This is a genomic window from Mucilaginibacter sp. UR6-1 (assembly GCF_020880975.1).
GTDB lineage: Bacteria > Bacteroidota > Bacteroidia > Sphingobacteriales > Sphingobacteriaceae > Mucilaginibacter.
In genome coordinates this window covers 355688-371407 of record NZ_JAJIWP010000003.1, presented here as the reverse complement: position 1 = coordinate 371407, position 15720 = coordinate 355688, and the positions used below count along the sequence as shown (strand labels likewise).

The following is a 15720-nucleotide window of genomic DNA, read 5'->3' as shown; positions in this document are numbered from 1 at the left end:
CTTATCTTTGTACATCTATGACGATTTGTGCGGGATTGCCTTTTAACCTCTTAGGCGAAGATCTGATTTTATTACCTCAGCGTGCCATATACTGGCAACAGCAAAAAACTTTAATAGCTGCCGATGTGCATTTGGGCAAGGTAGGCCATTTCCGTAAGGCGGGCATTGCCGTACCAAGAGATATGGAGCAGGATGACCTGGCCATCCTGTCAGACCTGATAGAAGAATATCGCCCGGAAAAAATCCTGTTTTTAGGCGACCTTTTTCATAGCGACATGAATGCCGACTGGGATTGGTTTGCCCTATGGCGACACCGCCATGCCAAAATTGAGATCATACTGATCCGCGGTAATCACGACATTATTCACGACCGGCATTACACCGAACTGAATGTTGAACTACACGATGAACTACAGGTTGGGCCTTTCCTGATGCTGCACCACCCGCTTACCGCCAGGCAAATGGAACAAGCTACGGCTTACACCTTTTGCGGGCACATACACCCCGGGGTATCCTTAAGCGGGCGCGGCAGGCAACATATCACCCTGCCCTGCTTCGCCTTCGGCGCTAAACAAGGCATCTTGCCCTCGTTCGGCAGGTTTACCGGCCGGGTAGCCATCCGCAACCAAAAAACGGACAGGATATTCGGGGTACTGAAAGATAAGGTGATAGCGATAGCGTAGTCTTAATTAGCTTATAAGAGTATAACTACTGTAATAAATTAACTTATTAACACTACTAAAACTATGAAAATAAGCTAATTAACTTAAAAACAGACATGTACGAATGTTTAAAAGCTATCCCCGATGTTAAAAACTATCATTACCTCTGAAATCTTTCGCTTTGTATCTTTACATCATTCTGGTAGGCGATATAAAAGGTAAGACCGACTGTTGGAAGCAATCGGTCTTACTGCGAGTTATTTGTTGAACTACGCTTTATAAATATTTAAAACAAATGTAGATCAAAAGGAATAATTAAATTACACAATTTAATTTATTTTTTCAACAATTCAAGAACGACGCATAAAAATCAGACTGTAAGCCATGGAAATATTGGTGATTACTTTAGCTCTGTTGATAATATATCAACAGACCCGCCTGATAAAAGCGGTGATTGAAAAACTTTAAGTTTATAGCCCCATCCCGGGGCTTTTTTATAGCAGCAAGCTATGTAATTGCTATTATACTAATTTAATATTTATTGAAATAAAAGTTACACGTGACAATAAAAAACGCGCCCCTGCCTTTTGGCCAGGGGCGCGTACACTATTAATACTATATTGTATCGGGCTTAGTTGCTCGCTTGCTTAGCTTCTTGTTTCATAGCATCATTAGCAACAATTACTATCTCTACACGGCGGTTTTGCGCACGGCCATCAGCAGTTGCGTTTGATGCAATCGGTTCGTTCTTACCTTTACCTGTAGTGCTTAAACGTGAACCGGTAACGCCATTATCAACCAAATAGCTTTTTACTGATGCTGCACGGCGTTCAGATAGTGTTTGGTTATAACTTGCAGTACCGGTGCTATCGGTATGGCCAATAATAGAAATATTGGTTTGCGGATTATTTTTTAGCGATGTAGCTAAGTTTTCAAGGTTAGTACGGGCTGCTGATTTAAGGTCGGTTTTATCAACATCGAACAATATACCCGAGTCGAACTTAACAATGATACCTTCACCTTCGCGGGTTACGGTTGCACCAGGTACAGTTTGTTTAATTTCGGCTGCCTGACGGTCCATTTTACGGCCGATGAAAGCACCCGCGGTACCACCAACAGCACCACCAATTACAGCGCCTAAAGCGGTGTTACCGGCTGCTTTACCTATAAATGCACCTATAGTACCACCGGCACCGGCACCTATAGCGGCACCTTTTTGTGTTTTGGTCAACGAGTCGCAACCCGATGCTATGATGCCTACAGTAGCTACAGCAATACTCAACTTAGCTATTCTTAATTTTAACGTTTCCATTTTTTGTGTATATGATCTTGATTATACCTGTAGGACAAAGGCAGTGCCAAAAAGGTTTAATAATATTTATTGCAGTTATTACACCTTAATGAATACCTGAACAATAATTTTTTAATATTTAGGAAAACAAAACATCATCATTGCAATTATGCATTATGCCATTATTACACCAATGCACACTTTTTAGTACAACCTGGCATTGCTTAACCTGACAATCAGAATCAACCCTTCAATATTGCCGCAGGGATAATCAGGCTGAAAACACTTCCCTTATCCTTTTCTGACGATACTTCGATCTGTATCCGGTGAAAATCAGCAATGGATTTTACTATAGGCAAGCCCAAACCAAAGCTATCCTGCTGTAACGAGCGTTTGAGCTTTTTAAACCTGTTAAATATATAGGGCAATTCATCAGCGGCTATACCTATACCGGTGTCGGCAATATTTAATATCAGGTTAGCAGTATTTTTTTGCGCGGTAATATTTATGCTGCCCCCCTCGTGGTTGTATTTTATAGCATTGTTGATCAGGTTAAACAGCAAATTAAACAGCAAAAACTTATTCACCTTTTGCAGCGCTACATCAGCAGGTACATTAATATTACAGGTGATCTCCTTTTGTTCAAGGCGAATGGATATTTCGTCCTGCACATCGTGCAGCATCTCGTTCAGGTTTACTTCGTCCTCTTTCAAAAACTGCTCATTCTCAATTTGCGATATAAGCAGCAGCGTTTTGGTAATACTTTTTAACCGGTTGAGGATGCGCTGCATTTCCAGCAGCCTAACTTTCAGGTCGTCGGCAATGTCCTCCTCTACAAACATATTCTCAATTTTTGTTTGCAGTATGGATATCGGGGTCATCAACTCGTGCGAAGCATTGGATATAAACTCGCGTTCCTTTTGAAATTTATCGGTTATGGTTTCCATCATACGATGGATACTGATATCGAGATATTGAAAATCGGCAGTACTTGTGCGCACCTTACGATAACTATCCGTATACGGAAAACGGCTGCTGTTAAGCTTTGTACGGATAATTTGCCGCAGCGGGCGCAATACGTAATTAGAGTACACCTGATCGGCCAAAATGGTAAGCAATATCATGCTCACCAGTACCTGGAAAGCTATGTTTTGCAGCGGGCCGCTGGTATCATCAAGGGTTGATACGCTTTTGCCAACCTCTAACAGGTAATTCTTTTTATTTACCTTGAACGTATGGCTCAATATGCGGTACTCAATGGTATCACCCTCTACAATACGGCGCTCATTTAAAATGGTATCCAGGTACTCATCCGCTGCCACTTCATCCAAACTGATGTATTCTTCCTTTAGCAAGGTGTAGCTGCCGTAACTTTCGCCATCGGTAATGTAGTTGCCAATGCCGAGGGTCTTCACAATTTGCAGTACCTTTTCTTTTTGCTCTATCAGCTTGCTATCGGTGTAGCCTAAATTTATTTTGGTGATAAGCAGGGGCAGTAACAACACAAAAAGCACCACAATTACCAGTTTTGAAATGGTATTGAACAGGGTGAGTTTAGTATTGAGCTTCAAATATTTACCTGTTAATTGTTTGCTACAATTTTATAACCAAGCCCGCGCACGGTTTCGAGCCAGTTAGGGGGCGCAAAGGCGTTCAGCTTTTTGCGTATATTTTTAATATGCGCGTCAATATAGTTCGAGTCGTAATCATCATTAACCACGCTGCCCCAAATATGTTCGCTTAACTGTGTGCGGGTAAGGGTACGGTTTTTATGCAACAGCATATAGGCTATCAGGTCAAACTCCTTTTTGGTGATGGTGGTAACCACATTCCCTTCATAACTGATAATACGCTCGGTAAGGTTGATCTGGAAATCGCCAAGGGCAACGGTATTGTGCTTGAGGCCAAATTTGCGGCGGGTTATAGCCTGCATACGGCTTTGCAGCTCAAGCAGCGAAAAGGGCTTGGGTACGTAATCATCCGCACCCAAATCAAGCCCTGTTATACGGTCATTAACCTCGGCACGGGCGGTAAGGATAATACAGGCAGCTTCGGGGTTACTGGCCTTGGCTTCTTTAAGCAGATCAAGCCCCTCATAATCAGGCAAACCCAGGTCTATCAGTATAAAATCGTACAGGTTTACCGATATTTTTTCGGAAGCCGTGCGCCCGTTGTAGGCTACCTCACAAACGTAGTTGTTGTTGGTCAGAAAAATATCTACTTCCCGGGCCAGTGAGCGTTCATCCTCTATAATGAGTACATTCATCAGTTTTAATAAAACAGGTAATAAAACGTTAAATTGAAAAAAGATGCGTGCCTGTTTTGCAACGCGTTTTCAACATTTACAGGGATAGAGTAACGGTAGGCCGCCTCAAGGGTATAGTGCGGCGTGTTGTAAGCCACCGGCACTTTCAGGTAATAATTTAATACGGTAAAGCGCCCGTTATTACGGCTTAGCATAGCCGAACTGAATATCTTATCGCGGTTATGCAGGTAAAACCGGTCTTCAGAGTACCGGTTAACAAAATTTTGCGTACCCAGTATAACGTTTACTGATGGGTTAAAGGTCAGGTAATCGTTATCGGTAAAAATGCTCCAGTTGGGTTCAAAGTATTTGGACTGGCTTACGGTCAGGAAAAAATCGTTCGATTTGCCAAACAGAAAATCGGCCGTAACGCTTGATTTAAGTATCTTCCAGTCGTATGAGTTCTTGAAGTTGATATCATTTGATGATGCCGATTTGATGATACGGGCATCATTATTAAAAATAAAACGGGTGTAGCTGATGTTGCTTGAGTACTTTTTATTTTTTGATTTGAAGTAGTATCCCGCACCCAGGTCAACCTCGTCAAAAACCGGATCGTAACCTAAAACCTTTAACGCCGAGCCATATATAAAAAAGCCCGACTTATCATTATACACCACATCCGTTGCTACATAAGGATACTTTACCGGCCCAACCCGGCCAAAAAATATGGCATCGTTACCATAATTTATACCTACAGATACCGAGCGTTTACGCAGTTGTACACTGTCAGTATCGGCTACGGCGGTTTTGGCAGCGGTTAAAAAATAGCGCGGCTCAATAGCGGCGGCATCAGCCACAGTATATAAAAACGAAATAATAAATAAGCCTAAATACTTCATTTACCGCTTTAATAAATTAACCGCCATTACGCCTGATGATCTCGGGAGGACGCTCCATACCCTCCGGCCTGCGTTGTTTACGCTTTTTGGTTTGATCGTCTTCCTCGCCTACCTTTTCGGGCTTGTATTGTTTTTTTGCTCGTGCAATTTCCTTTATTTTATTCTTTTCGTCCTCGTCTTGTTGTTTTTTTGACTGCTTGTTGATAATTGTATCCTTTCGGGTTTGGTAAAACGAGGAAGAATAAGCTGCAAAACTAACTGAATGAGATGTAGTATAGCTATTTTTTTTTGCAGCAGATGATAATAGCGGCACTGCCAAAAGCAACAGTATTATGTAAAACCACTTTATCATTTAACGGAGGAAAGTAAAAATATTCTCAATATCACACAAATAACAATAATACTATCGCATAAAAAACATAAAACCGCTATAATTAATACAGCGGTTAATTAATTTAATTGTATATAAATTGTTTGGTTGAAAATACTTTTTAAAGCGCGATGCCCTTTGATGGGTAAACCCTGTCATGATCATCAACAATAACGCAAGCCACCTGGTTAAGCCTGTTAATAAGGTACAAGCCGGCATTAATACCAATACTTATCACCGGGGCGGCCATAGCATCGGCCATTTCGGCGGTAGGACTTAAAATGGTAACACTTTTTATAGTACTAACTTCAAAGCCTTTGTTGCTGATGGCAGTAACATTCTTTTTAACGTTAACCGCGTCAACATTTACTGATGTAGCCAAAGCCAGGTTACTGATGTTTAGCTGCGCATAAGGCTTATCAGCTTGTTCCGGGTCGGCGGCGGCAACTGTCCATGGCTCGCTGTCGGGTTGTGTACCCCAGGCTACCATATCGCCACCCGCGTTAATAACACCGCTGCTTACACCACTCATTTGCAAAATATATTTTGCCCTGTCGGCAGCATAACCTTTACCGTTGGCGGCAAAGCTGATGCGCATACCCTTTTGTGTTAAAAACACAGTTTGGGCTTTTTCATCAAGCACAACATCCTTATAACTAATGCCGGCAACCGTTTTTGGCGCGGTGCTGTAAGTAATATCAAACGTGCCGTAAGTAAGCTCGGCAATTTGCAATGAGCGGTTTACCAGCCTGAATAGTTCGCTGTTAACCTTAACCGGGGCTATGCCCGCGTTGCCGTTTACCCGGTTAATGGCGCTATCATCACCAAAAGTGCTTAACAGCTTATCAACACGATTAATTTCGGCAATGGCAATGTTAATGCGCTCAGTAGCCCAGCCCGGGTTTTCACCAACAACGGTGATCTCGAAACGGGTACCCATCAACATGGTTGAATGCCTATATATGGTTGATCTGCTTACTAAATTCTTTACAGCCAGCATAGTTTTGTTGTTTTAAATGAAACTTTTTTATGCCAATACGAAAGCTAAAGTAAAGTCGCTACATGAAATTAAAATGAAATGTCAGTTTCACCATTAAAATCAGTTAGTGCCCTATCAATGTGCCGCTAAAAAAATGCTTGTAATAGTTTACTTTTGCCAGGCATGGCTACACGCAATAAATTATACTTCGCATCTGATTTTCATTTGGGTACTGACAGCTACGGCCCGAGCCGCAACCGTGAGGCCCGCATCATTCGCTGGCTGGATAGTATTAAGCATGATGCTGCCGAAGTATTTTTAATGGGCGATGTATTTGAGTTTTGGTTTGAGTATAAAACCGTAGTACCCAAAGGCTATATCCGTTTTTTGGGTAAGCTGGCCGAATTGGCCGATGCCGGTATAAAACTATACCTGTTTAAAGGCAACCATGATATGTGGATGTTCAGCTATTTTACCGAGGAACTTGACGCTACCATTATTAGTAATGAACTGGAGATTGAGCGCGGCGGCAAAAAATTCTTCCTTCACCACGGTGATGGCCTTGGCCCCGGTGATGGCAGTTATAAAATACTGAAAAAGGTATTCCGCAGTAAATTATGCCAATGGCTGTTTGCCAGGCTGCACCCTAACCTGGGTATAGGCATCGCGGGCTCGTGGTCGCAACACAGCCGCGATACTAACTTAAAACAGCCTGACCTTAAACCCGGCGAGCATGAATGGCTGGTAACCTTTAGCAACGAGGTGCTTGAAAATAAATATTACGATTATTTTATCTTCGGCCACAGGCACCTGCCTATGGATGTACAACTAAACAAGGGCAGCCGCTATATTAACCTTGGCGAGTGGTTCAACTATAACTCATACGCTGTTTTTGATGGTGAAAGCCTCAGCTTAAAGTATTTTGAAAATACAACTGTGCGCCCATAACGTTTACCTTCCGCTGAAAAAAATCCCGTAAAAAAACTGTACTTTTGTGCACTTTTTAGCATAGCCCTTTGCCATGCTAACTGACTGATACTTTTATGTTAGATAAATTAGAAGCTATACACCAGCGCTGGAAAACAGTTGAAGGTGAACTGAGCAGCCCGGATGCCATGGCTGACATGAAGCGTTTTGCCCAGCTTAATAAAGAATACAAGGATTTGAACAAGATTGTTGACGAGTATTTCATCTACCGCAACATCATGAGTAATATTGATACTAATAAGGAAATTCTGGCTACTGAAAAGGATGCCGAGTTTCGTGATATGGCTAAGGAAGAGCTTGATTTATTATTGGTTCAACAAGAGGAAAAAGAGGAGCAGATACGTTTAATGCTGATCCCGAAAGATCCGGAAGATACCAAGAACGCCATTATTGAAATACGCGGCGGCACGGGCGGTGATGAAGCCTCATTATTTGCAGGCGACCTTTACCGCATGTACATGCGCTTTTGCGAAAAACGCGGCTGGCGTACCGAACTGGTTGATTATACCGAGGGTACATCTGGCGGTTATAAGGAGATTGTATTTAACGTACTGGCTGAAGATGCCTACGGTACATTAAAATTTGAATCGGGCGTACACCGCGTGCAACGTGTACCCGATACCGAAACACAGGGCCGTGTACATACCTCGGCAGCATCAGTAGTGGTATTGCCCGAGGTTGATGAGTTTGATATTGAGCTTAACATGAGCGATATCCGCAAGGATCTGTTCTGCGCGTCCGGCCCGGGTGGTCAATCAGTTAACACCACGTACTCTGCCGTAAGGTTAACGCACATACCTACCGGTTTGGTTGCCCAGTGTCAGGATCAAAAATCGCAGTTAAAGAACTTTGATAAGGCCTTACAGGTACTGCGCTCACGTGTTTACGAAATGGAGCTGCAAAAGCATCTTGAAGAAACCTCTAAAAAACGTAAAACCATGGTTGCCACCGGCGATCGTTCGGCTAAAGTACGTACCTACAATTTCCCTCAGGGTCGTTTAACCGAGCACCGCATCGGCCTTACCATTTACAACCTGCCCGAGGTAATGAACGGCGGCATACAGGATATTATGGAAGCCCTGCAATTTGCCGAGAACGCCGAAAAACTAAAAGAAGGAACGGTAGCTTAATTGCACCAACCAATACCCGGTATGCAAGTGTTATAAATTGTTAAACACTTGCATATCATTACAAAAGCACATAGATTTGTTTTATGCTTAAAAGATCAGGCGTTATAACTTTACTGCTGCTGTACTTTGCTACGGTATCGGGGTTTGCCCTGAACTTTCATTACTGCGGCAAAACGGTAGCATCCGTAAAAATTGAGCAGCCTGCCAAAAAATGCCATACCGAAACAGCGGCTTCAAAAATGAAATGCTGTAAGGATAAAAAAGTAGATGTTAAGGTAAAGGATGCCCACCAGGCAGAAAAACCACAATCTCTTTTAAGCAAAGTATTTTCATTTGATATTGCCGCGTTGCCGTTCGAGGAGTTCTTCCTATCGGCACAAAGGGCTTTGTTTGAAAAGATTTTTGACCGTGGCCCACCACCTGATGCGCCTAAAGGCAAAAACTCCATCTTTCTTATCAACTGCAATATTCGTATCTGATCAAAAAATTAGTTTAAATCAATTGCACATGCTGTTTAAACGGCTCGTGATATAGTTTTTTACATTAATTTTTTTGATAACGATATGAAAACCTTAAAAATATTCATAGCCATAATGGCTATCTCTATAAGCATTGCCAAAGCTCAATTCACCAAAGCCGAAGTACAGGTAAGCGGCCTCACCTGCTCCATGTGCTCAAAAGCTACCGAAAAATCACTCCGCTCGTTAAGCTTTGTGGGCGATGTAAAACCCGATCTGAACCGCAACATCTTCATCGTAACCTTTAAAAAAGATGCGGCTGTTGATTTTGATAAATTAAGCAGCAAGGTGCAAAGCGCGGGCTTTTCGGTAAACAACCTGAAAGCTACCTACAACTTTGCCGGCACCAAACTCAGCAACAACATGTTCGAGTACTCGGGCAAGCATTTTCACCTGGTAAACGCCAGCGACAAAGACCTTAATGGCCCGGTAACCATTACCTTTTTAGACAAAGGCTTTGCCCCGGTAGCCACCAACAAAAAGTACGCCCCGCAAAAAACCGCCGCGCCTGATGGTAGGAAGGTTTATTGTGTAGCGATATAAGCAAGGTTACTGTAAAGCGCGTCATTGCGAGGTACGAAGCAATCTCTTTAGGATATTCTTTTAGACAAACCGCTCGGGGATTGCTTCGTTCCTCGCAATGACGTGATTTTAAAAACATCTTTATTACCTGTCCCAAATTTCTTTTGAGCGCTCAAAAGAAACAAAAATTGCCGGCTGTTTAATTTTCTATTTACGGTAGTGCTTCAACCTGCTACCCGAAAATTAAGAAGCCGGAGGATTGGTTATGATCGGTTTTTGCTTTTATATTTTCCCATTTTTTAACCAATGTCATCTCGAACGATAGTGAGAGATCTGTCTGCGTTGATAATCATGCGACAGATTTCTCCTTCGTCCTTCGTCGAAATGACAAAATATTCAACACCACACGTCACTGCGAGGCACTAATCATCTCATATATAACTCCCTCCTCGGGGAGGGCAGGGAGGGGTTCGCGAAGCATCCATCCTAAAGAGATTGCTTCGTATCTCGCAATGACGTGATTTTAATCAAATCCTGCCCTCGGGAGGATTTAGGAGGGGTTTATGAAAAAAACACTATTAATCGCCATACTAATGGCAATCACTATAACAACCTACGCCCAGGAGCTATACGTTAATACCGAACCGGCCAGCAACATGGCGGCGCGGTCATTAGGCATACGGGTGGAAAACCAGGGCTTTTTTAAGCCTGAATATAAAAACCGCAGCACCATTGAGCTGATGTACGGCGCAAGCAAATACTTTATGTTTCATGGCTCGGCCTACATGTCAAACTTTTACCGGGAGGGGCAACGGTTTGAGGGTGGCAGCGTATATGCCAAGTACCGCTTTTTATCTGTTGATACGGTACAGCGGCATTTCAGGGGAGCGATGTTTGTTAAAGCGTCCAGCATTAAAAATCCGCTGGTCAATCAGGAAATATCATTGGAGGGCGATAACTCCGGCCTGCAAAGCGGATTGATATTTACGCAGTTAATGCATAAGCTGGCATTATCGGGTTCGGCAAGTTACCTGCGCGGCTTTGATAACCGCGGCGGATATAACTTTGCTGATGGCTACTCGCAAAACAGCATCGGTTATACCCTATCGGCGGGTTACTTGTTATTACCTAAAAAATATGAGAATTACGACCAGGTAAACCTCAACTTATATGTTGAATTATTAGGCAAAACCAACCCCGGCCATGCGCAAAGCTACCTGGATGTGGCACCTGCGGTACAACTCATATTTAACAGCGTTTGCCGGTTAGATCTGAGCTACCGCACACCTTTATATAATGATATGGTGCGTAATAGTAAAAATATGTATTTGCTGAGGTTTGAGTATAATATTTTCGGGCTGTAGAAGCCCCCCAGCCCCCTAAAGGGGGAGTTAATAATCAGGCTCTGTATAATAGGGCTTGATTATCAAAACCCATACTTCTTCCTTGTTTCGGTAATATGTGCCAGGTGATGACGGCCGTGCCATGAGTAGGTGGCCAAAGTTTTTTTCAGCGAGTTTGTAGCACCTGTTTCCGGGTGGATGAAGGTACGTTCCCACTCATTTTCGGTAAAGCTTTCAAACAGGGCGATCATGCGCTGATGGATACCTTCCAGCATTTTTAATGATGGTTCCACAGGCAGGTGGTAATCGGCCTGCAGGGCCCAGTAGGCCTCTTCGTAGGGTTTTATGGTTGGGTTATCCTCGGTAAGGGCAAGCTTAATGCGGGTAATGGAGTTCATGTGGCTATCGGCTACGTGGTGTACCACCTGCCGCAGCGTCCAGCCCCCCTGGCGGTATGGCGTGTTCAGGTCATCATCATTTAACCCAATAACCGCTTGCCGCAATTGCCCGGGCAACATGCGTATATCGTTCATCCAGCGGTAAAGGTCATCATCGGTGTACGAGGCCGGGGGCTGAAATTTACCTATCGGGTAGCGCATTTGTTCGTCGGTAAGCATAAGCTAAATATATTATGTATTAATTTTTCAGTTCAACAAGGTTTTGCCCAAATTAGCGTTTTGTATTTTGTTATTTAAAGCCTGATGTTAAAAAAGTTACTGCTGCTTTGTATTATCCTTCAATGTTCTGTTTGTTTTGCCGAAACCATTAAAACCGATGTACTTGTTATAGGTGGCAGTGCCAGTGGTACCGCGGCAGCCATACAATGCGCGCGCAGTAACGTAAAAACCATGCTGATTGAAACCGGCCCCTGGCTGGGCGGCAGCATGACGGCGGGTGGCATTTGCGTGCTTCCGGCTAACAGAAACTTTCAGTCGGGTATATGGGCCGAGTTTCGCAGGCATATCACCACCTTCTACAAAAAAACACCGGGGTATGATACTACGCTAAACGCCATACTGCGTTACGAACCTTACACCGGCGCAGCCATACTGAAAAAGATAGCAGATACGGTTAAAAACCTTACCTATAAACTCAACACACCTTATACTAACCTTAAAAAGGATGGTACCGGCTGGGAGGTTACCATTACCGAGAAAAATGAACCCATCACCATTAAGGCCCGTGTATTGATAGATGCTACCGAACTGGCCGATGCCGCTACTGCCGTAGGCGTTAAATTCGATGCCGGTACCGATAGCCGCGCGCAAACCGGCGAGGCGCTGGCTCCTGCTAATGCCACATCCGAAATTCAGGATATCAGTTTTGCCGCCATTGTAAAGGATAACGGCCGGGCGGCTGACCGTACCATCAAAAAACCCGATGGTTATAACGCGGCAGCATATAGTTGCCTGAAAGGTGCCGACGTAAAAAAACTATTAGCCGATAGCAAATTGCCTAATGATAAATACCTCATCAACTGGTGCGCTAACCAGTACACCGTTTCGGTAGAGCAGCTAACGCCCGAAAACCGCGCCCAAACATTTAAAAAGGCAAGATTGCATACCCTCGGACTGATCTATTACCTGCAAACGGTGCTGGGTTACAAAAGCTTTAGTTTAGAGGAATACCCTACACCCGATAAACTGCCGTACATCCCCTTGATACGTGAATACCAGCGGGCAAACGGCATCCTGAAATTTACGGTAGATGATATTTATCAACCGTATTCGCGGCCAAATAAGCTATATCGTACCTACATAACGGTTGGCGATGCCTTACCCGTACAGGCCTATAGCGATGATAAGAACAAGGTGAAATATCCACCTTTCCCGGCATATGGCATTCCGCTTACCGCTTTTGTAGCGCGTGATGCCGAGAACCTGGTGATTACCGAAAAAGCCCTATCAGTAAGCCACCTCGCCAATGCAACAACAGCCGATCCGGCCGTACAAATAACCCTGGGCCAAAGCGCCGGGGCTACGGCGGCATTCCTCGCATTTTACAAAACCACCACTAAAAACCTGCATGTACGCATTATACAAGGCGAGGTGCTGGATCATAGAGGGTACATATTCCCGATAAGCGATATTCCTTTCAGCGATCCGTACTTTCGCGCCGTTCAGCAGATTTGCGCTACGGGTTTGCTGCAAGCCGAATTTAAGCCGGAAGGAGATCGTGTAGCCGTGATATTTCAACCTGATTCAACCATTAATACAGCCGACATCAAGCCCTTATTAAATGAATACTATACCCGCGCGTTTATCTGGTTCAACCAAAATAAACCGGGAGAGAAATTTACGGTTGGCAACCTCATGTCGTTCATCAGCGATGTTACCCTTACCGACCCTGAAACGCTGAAAAAAATTATGCAGAAGAACTGGCAAACAACCTATAAGTTTAAAACCACGTTTGATATGAACCGCCCGGTAACCCGTTATGAGTTTGCCGCGCTGGCCAATAAATTCATTAACCCGTTTGCCCGCAGGGTTGACCTAACCGGCCGCGTAATTAACTGATCGGCATGAAAAAAGCATGGTGCATACTGTTGGTATTATTCGCAGCCTGTTCATCCGCGAATAAGGATGAGATCACGGTAAAGATAAGCGGTAAAAATGAGATCAGGATACATGGCCTGCCTGCCGAAGCGCTGAGCAAATTAGCCCACGATACATCGAATGCAAAATGGTTAAGCCTGCTGCCGGTATACCGTTTGCCTGCCGATGATGAGCTGAAAGACTATCAGCCGGAGCAGCCGGGAAGGTATAAAATAGTTAATAACAACATATGCTTTACACCCGATACGGCTTTTGCCAAAGGGCAGTCATATTTTGTGCGTTATTACCGCTATGCCGAGGGCGGCAGCCTGTGGGATATCATCCGTAAAAAGAATAAACCCGGCGATCATCCACACACGGATCTGCCCTTCAAACTATAACAAAGTACTTGAATAACAAATAAAAATATTTATATTTGCATAAAATACGGAGGGGGCTGGGTAGCCCCCTCTTTTATTTTACCAATCAAACGGAAAACGGATACATGAATATTGAGCAAAGGGTTACCGAACTGGTTGAGGAAAAATTAGCCGACCGGCCGGACCTGTTCATTGTGAGCATTAAGTTTCACTCGAACGGGAAACTGATGATACTGGTTGATGGTGATAATGGTATAGGTATTGACGATTGCGTGAAGATAAGCCGCCATGTAGGCTTTCACCTCGAAGAGGAAAACACGATAGACACCGCCTACAACCTTGAAGTATCATCACCGGGTATTGATATGCCGCTTACCTTGCCAAGGCAATACAGTAAAAACATTGGCAGGGAATTATCGGTTAAAACAACAGCGGGTACCAAACGCGAAGGCAAACTGCTGGCTGCTGACGAGAACACAGTGACCATTGAAGAAAAAGTAAAAGAAAAAGGGAAAAAGGCTGAACTTGTTGAAAGCGTTATCCCGATAAATGAAATAAGTGAAACCAAGGTTTTAATATCATTCAAATAAGTAAATGAGCAATATTAATTTAATTGATTCCTTTCAGGAATTCAAAGATTTTAAGAACATTGACCGCCCTACCATGATGAGCGTTCTGGAAGATGTTTTCAGAAGCATGATCAAAAAGAAATATGGTACCGACGAAAATTGCGACGTAATTGTTAACACCGACAATGGTGACCTGGAAATATGGCGCACACGCCAGATTGTTGAAGACGGCTTTAGCGAGGACGACGATCTGGAAATTGAATTGGCCGAAGCGAAACTGATTGATGAGGATTATGAAGTTGGCGACGAGCATGTTGAGCAGATAACGCTTGAAAGCTTTGGCCGCCGCGCTATACTGGCCGCACGCCAAACACTGGTATCAAAAATACTGGAGCTTGAGAAGGACGAGATATTCAAGAAATATAAAGACCGTGTAGGCGAAATTGTTACCGGTGAGGTTTACCAGGTTTGGAAAAAAGAAACCCTGGTGCTTGATGATGAAGGCAACGAGCTTTTATTACCAAAAACCGAGCAGATACCTGCCGACTACTTTAAAAAAGGCGACAGCGTAAAAGCCGTGGTATCAAAGGTTGATATGATGAACAGCAACCCAAAGATCATCATATCACGCACCGCGCCCGAATTTTTGCAACGTTTGTTTGAACAGGAAGTACCGGAGATATTTGACGGTTTGATCACCATCAAAAAGATCGTTCGCGAACCGGGCGAAAGGGCCAAAGTAGCGGTTGAATCATACGACGACCGCATTGACCCTGTAGGTGCCTGCGTTGGTATGAAGGGTTCACGTATACACGGTATCGTTAGGGAGTTGAAGAATGAGAACATTGACGTGATCAACTTTACCAACAACGTTCAGTTATACATTCAGCGTGCTTTATCGCCGGCCAAGATAACTTCAATAAAACTTGACGACGAGAAGAAAACAGCCGCTGTTTACCTGAAACCTGATCAGGTATCATTAGCAATTGGCCGCGGCGGCCACAACATCAAGCTTGCAGGTAAATTAACCGGCTACGAAATTGATGTATACCGTGAAGCGGATGAATTGGAGGAAGACGTTGATATTGAAGAATTCTCAGACGAGATTGACAGTTGGATACTTGACGAGTTTAAACGCGTTGGTTTAGATACCGCGAAATCGGTTTTAGCCCTTAGCGTTGATGAACTGGTTAAACGTACTGACCTTGAAGAGGAAACCATAAAAGAGGTTCTGTCAATTTTGCAAGCTGAATTTGAATAAAATCAATTAAGCCGATATAAAATCGTA

General features: G+C 43.7%; 17 protein-coding genes. 10 read left to right on the top strand and 7 right to left on the bottom strand.

Annotated elements, in window-relative coordinates; all coding sequences use genetic code 11:
* Positions 1–17 precede the first annotated feature (17 nt).
* Positions 18–683, top strand: coding sequence for a ligase-associated DNA damage response endonuclease PdeM (pdeM, locus tag LJ707_RS12050; RefSeq protein ID WP_228951239.1), 666 nt, complete (start codon positions 18–20; stop codon positions 681–683).
* 610 nt (positions 684–1293) lie between these two features.
* On the opposite strand, the gene LJ707_RS12045 is transcribed toward pdeM, so the two are convergent.
* The 6 genes from LJ707_RS12045 to LJ707_RS12020 all read right to left on the bottom strand — a co-directional run bounded on the left by LJ707_RS12045 (position 1294) and on the right by LJ707_RS12020 (position 6470).
* Positions 1294–1974 (bottom strand): OmpA family protein, encoded by a 681-nt coding sequence (locus LJ707_RS12045; RefSeq protein ID WP_228951238.1) that lies wholly within the window; start codon positions 1972–1974, stop codon positions 1294–1296.
* 221 nt (positions 1975–2195) lie between these two features.
* Positions 2196–3524, bottom strand: coding sequence for a HAMP domain-containing sensor histidine kinase (locus LJ707_RS12040; protein ID WP_228951237.1), 1329 nt, complete (start codon positions 3522–3524; stop codon positions 2196–2198).
* Positions 3525–3535: 11 nt separating this feature from the next.
* Positions 3536–4219, bottom strand: a complete 684-nt coding sequence (locus LJ707_RS12035; RefSeq protein ID WP_228951235.1) for a response regulator transcription factor — start codon at positions 4217–4219, stop codon at positions 3536–3538.
* Between the two features lie 5 nt (positions 4220–4224).
* Entirely contained in the window at positions 4225–5100 is an 876-nt protein-coding gene (locus LJ707_RS12030; protein ID WP_228951226.1) for a hypothetical protein, read from the bottom strand.
* A 16-nt stretch (positions 5101–5116) separates the two neighbouring features.
* The gene (locus LJ707_RS12025; RefSeq protein ID WP_228951224.1) at positions 5117–5452 is read right to left on the bottom strand and encodes a hypothetical protein; all 336 of its coding nucleotides are present in this window, start codon (positions 5450–5452) and stop codon (positions 5117–5119) included.
* 139 nt (positions 5453–5591) lie between these two features.
* The gene (locus LJ707_RS12020; protein WP_228951221.1) at positions 5592–6470 is read right to left on the bottom strand and encodes an FAD:protein FMN transferase; all 879 of its coding nucleotides are present in this window, start codon (positions 6468–6470) and stop codon (positions 5592–5594) included.
* 162 nt (positions 6471–6632) lie between these two features.
* Here LJ707_RS12020 and LJ707_RS12015 point away from each other — a divergent pair, with 162 nt between their 5' ends.
* The 5 genes from LJ707_RS12015 (at position 6633) to LJ707_RS11995 (ending at position 10970) form a co-directional block, all read left to right on the top strand.
* A complete protein-coding gene (locus LJ707_RS12015; RefSeq protein ID WP_228951219.1) occupies positions 6633–7397 on the top strand; it encodes a UDP-2,3-diacylglucosamine diphosphatase in 765 nt (254 codons plus the stop codon).
* Between the two features lie 95 nt (positions 7398–7492).
* A complete protein-coding gene (gene prfA, locus LJ707_RS12010) occupies positions 7493–8566 on the top strand; it encodes a peptide chain release factor 1 (protein ID WP_228951216.1) in 1074 nt (357 codons plus the stop codon).
* An 83-nt stretch (positions 8567–8649) separates the two neighbouring features.
* On the top strand, positions 8650–9045 hold the full coding sequence (locus LJ707_RS12005; RefSeq protein WP_228951214.1) for a hypothetical protein: 396 nt from the start codon (positions 8650–8652) through the stop codon (positions 9043–9045).
* An 84-nt stretch (positions 9046–9129) separates the two neighbouring features.
* The gene (locus tag LJ707_RS12000; protein ID WP_228951211.1) at positions 9130–9627 is read left to right on the top strand and encodes a heavy-metal-associated domain-containing protein; all 498 of its coding nucleotides are present in this window, start codon (positions 9130–9132) and stop codon (positions 9625–9627) included.
* Between the two features lie 572 nt (positions 9628–10199).
* Positions 10200–10970, top strand: coding sequence for a hypothetical protein (locus LJ707_RS11995; RefSeq protein WP_228951210.1), 771 nt, complete (start codon positions 10200–10202; stop codon positions 10968–10970).
* Between the two features lie 62 nt (positions 10971–11032).
* Here LJ707_RS11995 and LJ707_RS11990 read toward each other — a convergent pair whose 3' ends face one another.
* Complete coding sequence (locus LJ707_RS11990) at positions 11033–11566, bottom strand: YfiT family bacillithiol transferase (RefSeq protein ID WP_228951209.1); 534 nt, start codon at positions 11564–11566, stop codon at positions 11033–11035.
* Between the two features lie 84 nt (positions 11567–11650).
* On the opposite strand from LJ707_RS11990, the gene LJ707_RS11985 reads away from it, so the two are divergent.
* The 4 genes from LJ707_RS11985 (at position 11651) to nusA (ending at position 15693) form a co-directional block, all read left to right on the top strand.
* A complete protein-coding gene (locus LJ707_RS11985) occupies positions 11651–13465 on the top strand; it encodes an FAD-dependent oxidoreductase (RefSeq protein ID WP_228951208.1) in 1815 nt (604 codons plus the stop codon).
* 5 nt (positions 13466–13470) lie between these two features.
* On the top strand, positions 13471–13884 hold the full coding sequence (locus LJ707_RS11980) for a hypothetical protein (protein ID WP_228951207.1): 414 nt from the start codon (positions 13471–13473) through the stop codon (positions 13882–13884).
* 104 nt (positions 13885–13988) lie between these two features.
* The gene (gene rimP / locus LJ707_RS11975; RefSeq protein ID WP_228951206.1) at positions 13989–14453 is read left to right on the top strand and encodes a ribosome assembly cofactor RimP; all 465 of its coding nucleotides are present in this window, start codon (positions 13989–13991) and stop codon (positions 14451–14453) included.
* Between the two features lie 4 nt (positions 14454–14457).
* The gene (gene nusA / locus LJ707_RS11970; protein ID WP_228951205.1) at positions 14458–15693 is read left to right on the top strand and encodes a transcription termination factor NusA; all 1236 of its coding nucleotides are present in this window, start codon (positions 14458–14460) and stop codon (positions 15691–15693) included.
* Positions 15694–15720 lie beyond the last annotated feature (27 nt).

Coding starts and splice junctions, on each gene's coding strand:
- pdeM (WP_228951239.1), top strand. CDS start 18: ATGACGATTTGTGCGGGATTGCCTTTTAACCTCTTAGGCGAAGATCTG.
- LJ707_RS12045 (WP_228951238.1), bottom strand. CDS start 1,974: ATGGAAACGTTAAAATTAAGAATAGCTAAGTTGAGTATTGCTGTAGCT.
- LJ707_RS12035 (WP_228951235.1), bottom strand. CDS start 4,219: ATGAATGTACTCATTATAGAGGATGAACGCTCACTGGCCCGGGAAGTA.
- LJ707_RS12030 (WP_228951226.1), bottom strand. CDS start 5,100: ATGAAGTATTTAGGCTTATTTATTATTTCGTTTTTATATACTGTGGCT.
- LJ707_RS12025 (WP_228951224.1), bottom strand. CDS start 5,452: ATGATAAAGTGGTTTTACATAATACTGTTGCTTTTGGCAGTGCCGCTA.
- LJ707_RS12020 (WP_228951221.1), bottom strand. CDS start 6,470: ATGCTGGCTGTAAAGAATTTAGTAAGCAGATCAACCATATATAGGCAT.
- LJ707_RS12015 (WP_228951219.1), top strand. CDS start 6,633: ATGGCTACACGCAATAAATTATACTTCGCATCTGATTTTCATTTGGGT.
- prfA (WP_228951216.1), top strand. CDS start 7,493: ATGTTAGATAAATTAGAAGCTATACACCAGCGCTGGAAAACAGTTGAA.
- LJ707_RS12005 (WP_228951214.1), top strand. CDS start 8,650: ATGCTTAAAAGATCAGGCGTTATAACTTTACTGCTGCTGTACTTTGCT.
- LJ707_RS12000 (WP_228951211.1), top strand. CDS start 9,130: ATGAAAACCTTAAAAATATTCATAGCCATAATGGCTATCTCTATAAGC.
- LJ707_RS11995 (WP_228951210.1), top strand. CDS start 10,200: ATGGCAATCACTATAACAACCTACGCCCAGGAGCTATACGTTAATACC.
- LJ707_RS11990 (WP_228951209.1), bottom strand. CDS start 11,566: ATGCTTACCGACGAACAAATGCGCTACCCGATAGGTAAATTTCAGCCC.
- LJ707_RS11985 (WP_228951208.1), top strand. CDS start 11,651: ATGTTAAAAAAGTTACTGCTGCTTTGTATTATCCTTCAATGTTCTGTT.
- LJ707_RS11980 (WP_228951207.1), top strand. CDS start 13,471: ATGAAAAAAGCATGGTGCATACTGTTGGTATTATTCGCAGCCTGTTCA.
- rimP (WP_228951206.1), top strand. CDS start 13,989: ATGAATATTGAGCAAAGGGTTACCGAACTGGTTGAGGAAAAATTAGCC.
- nusA (WP_228951205.1), top strand. CDS start 14,458: ATGAGCAATATTAATTTAATTGATTCCTTTCAGGAATTCAAAGATTTT.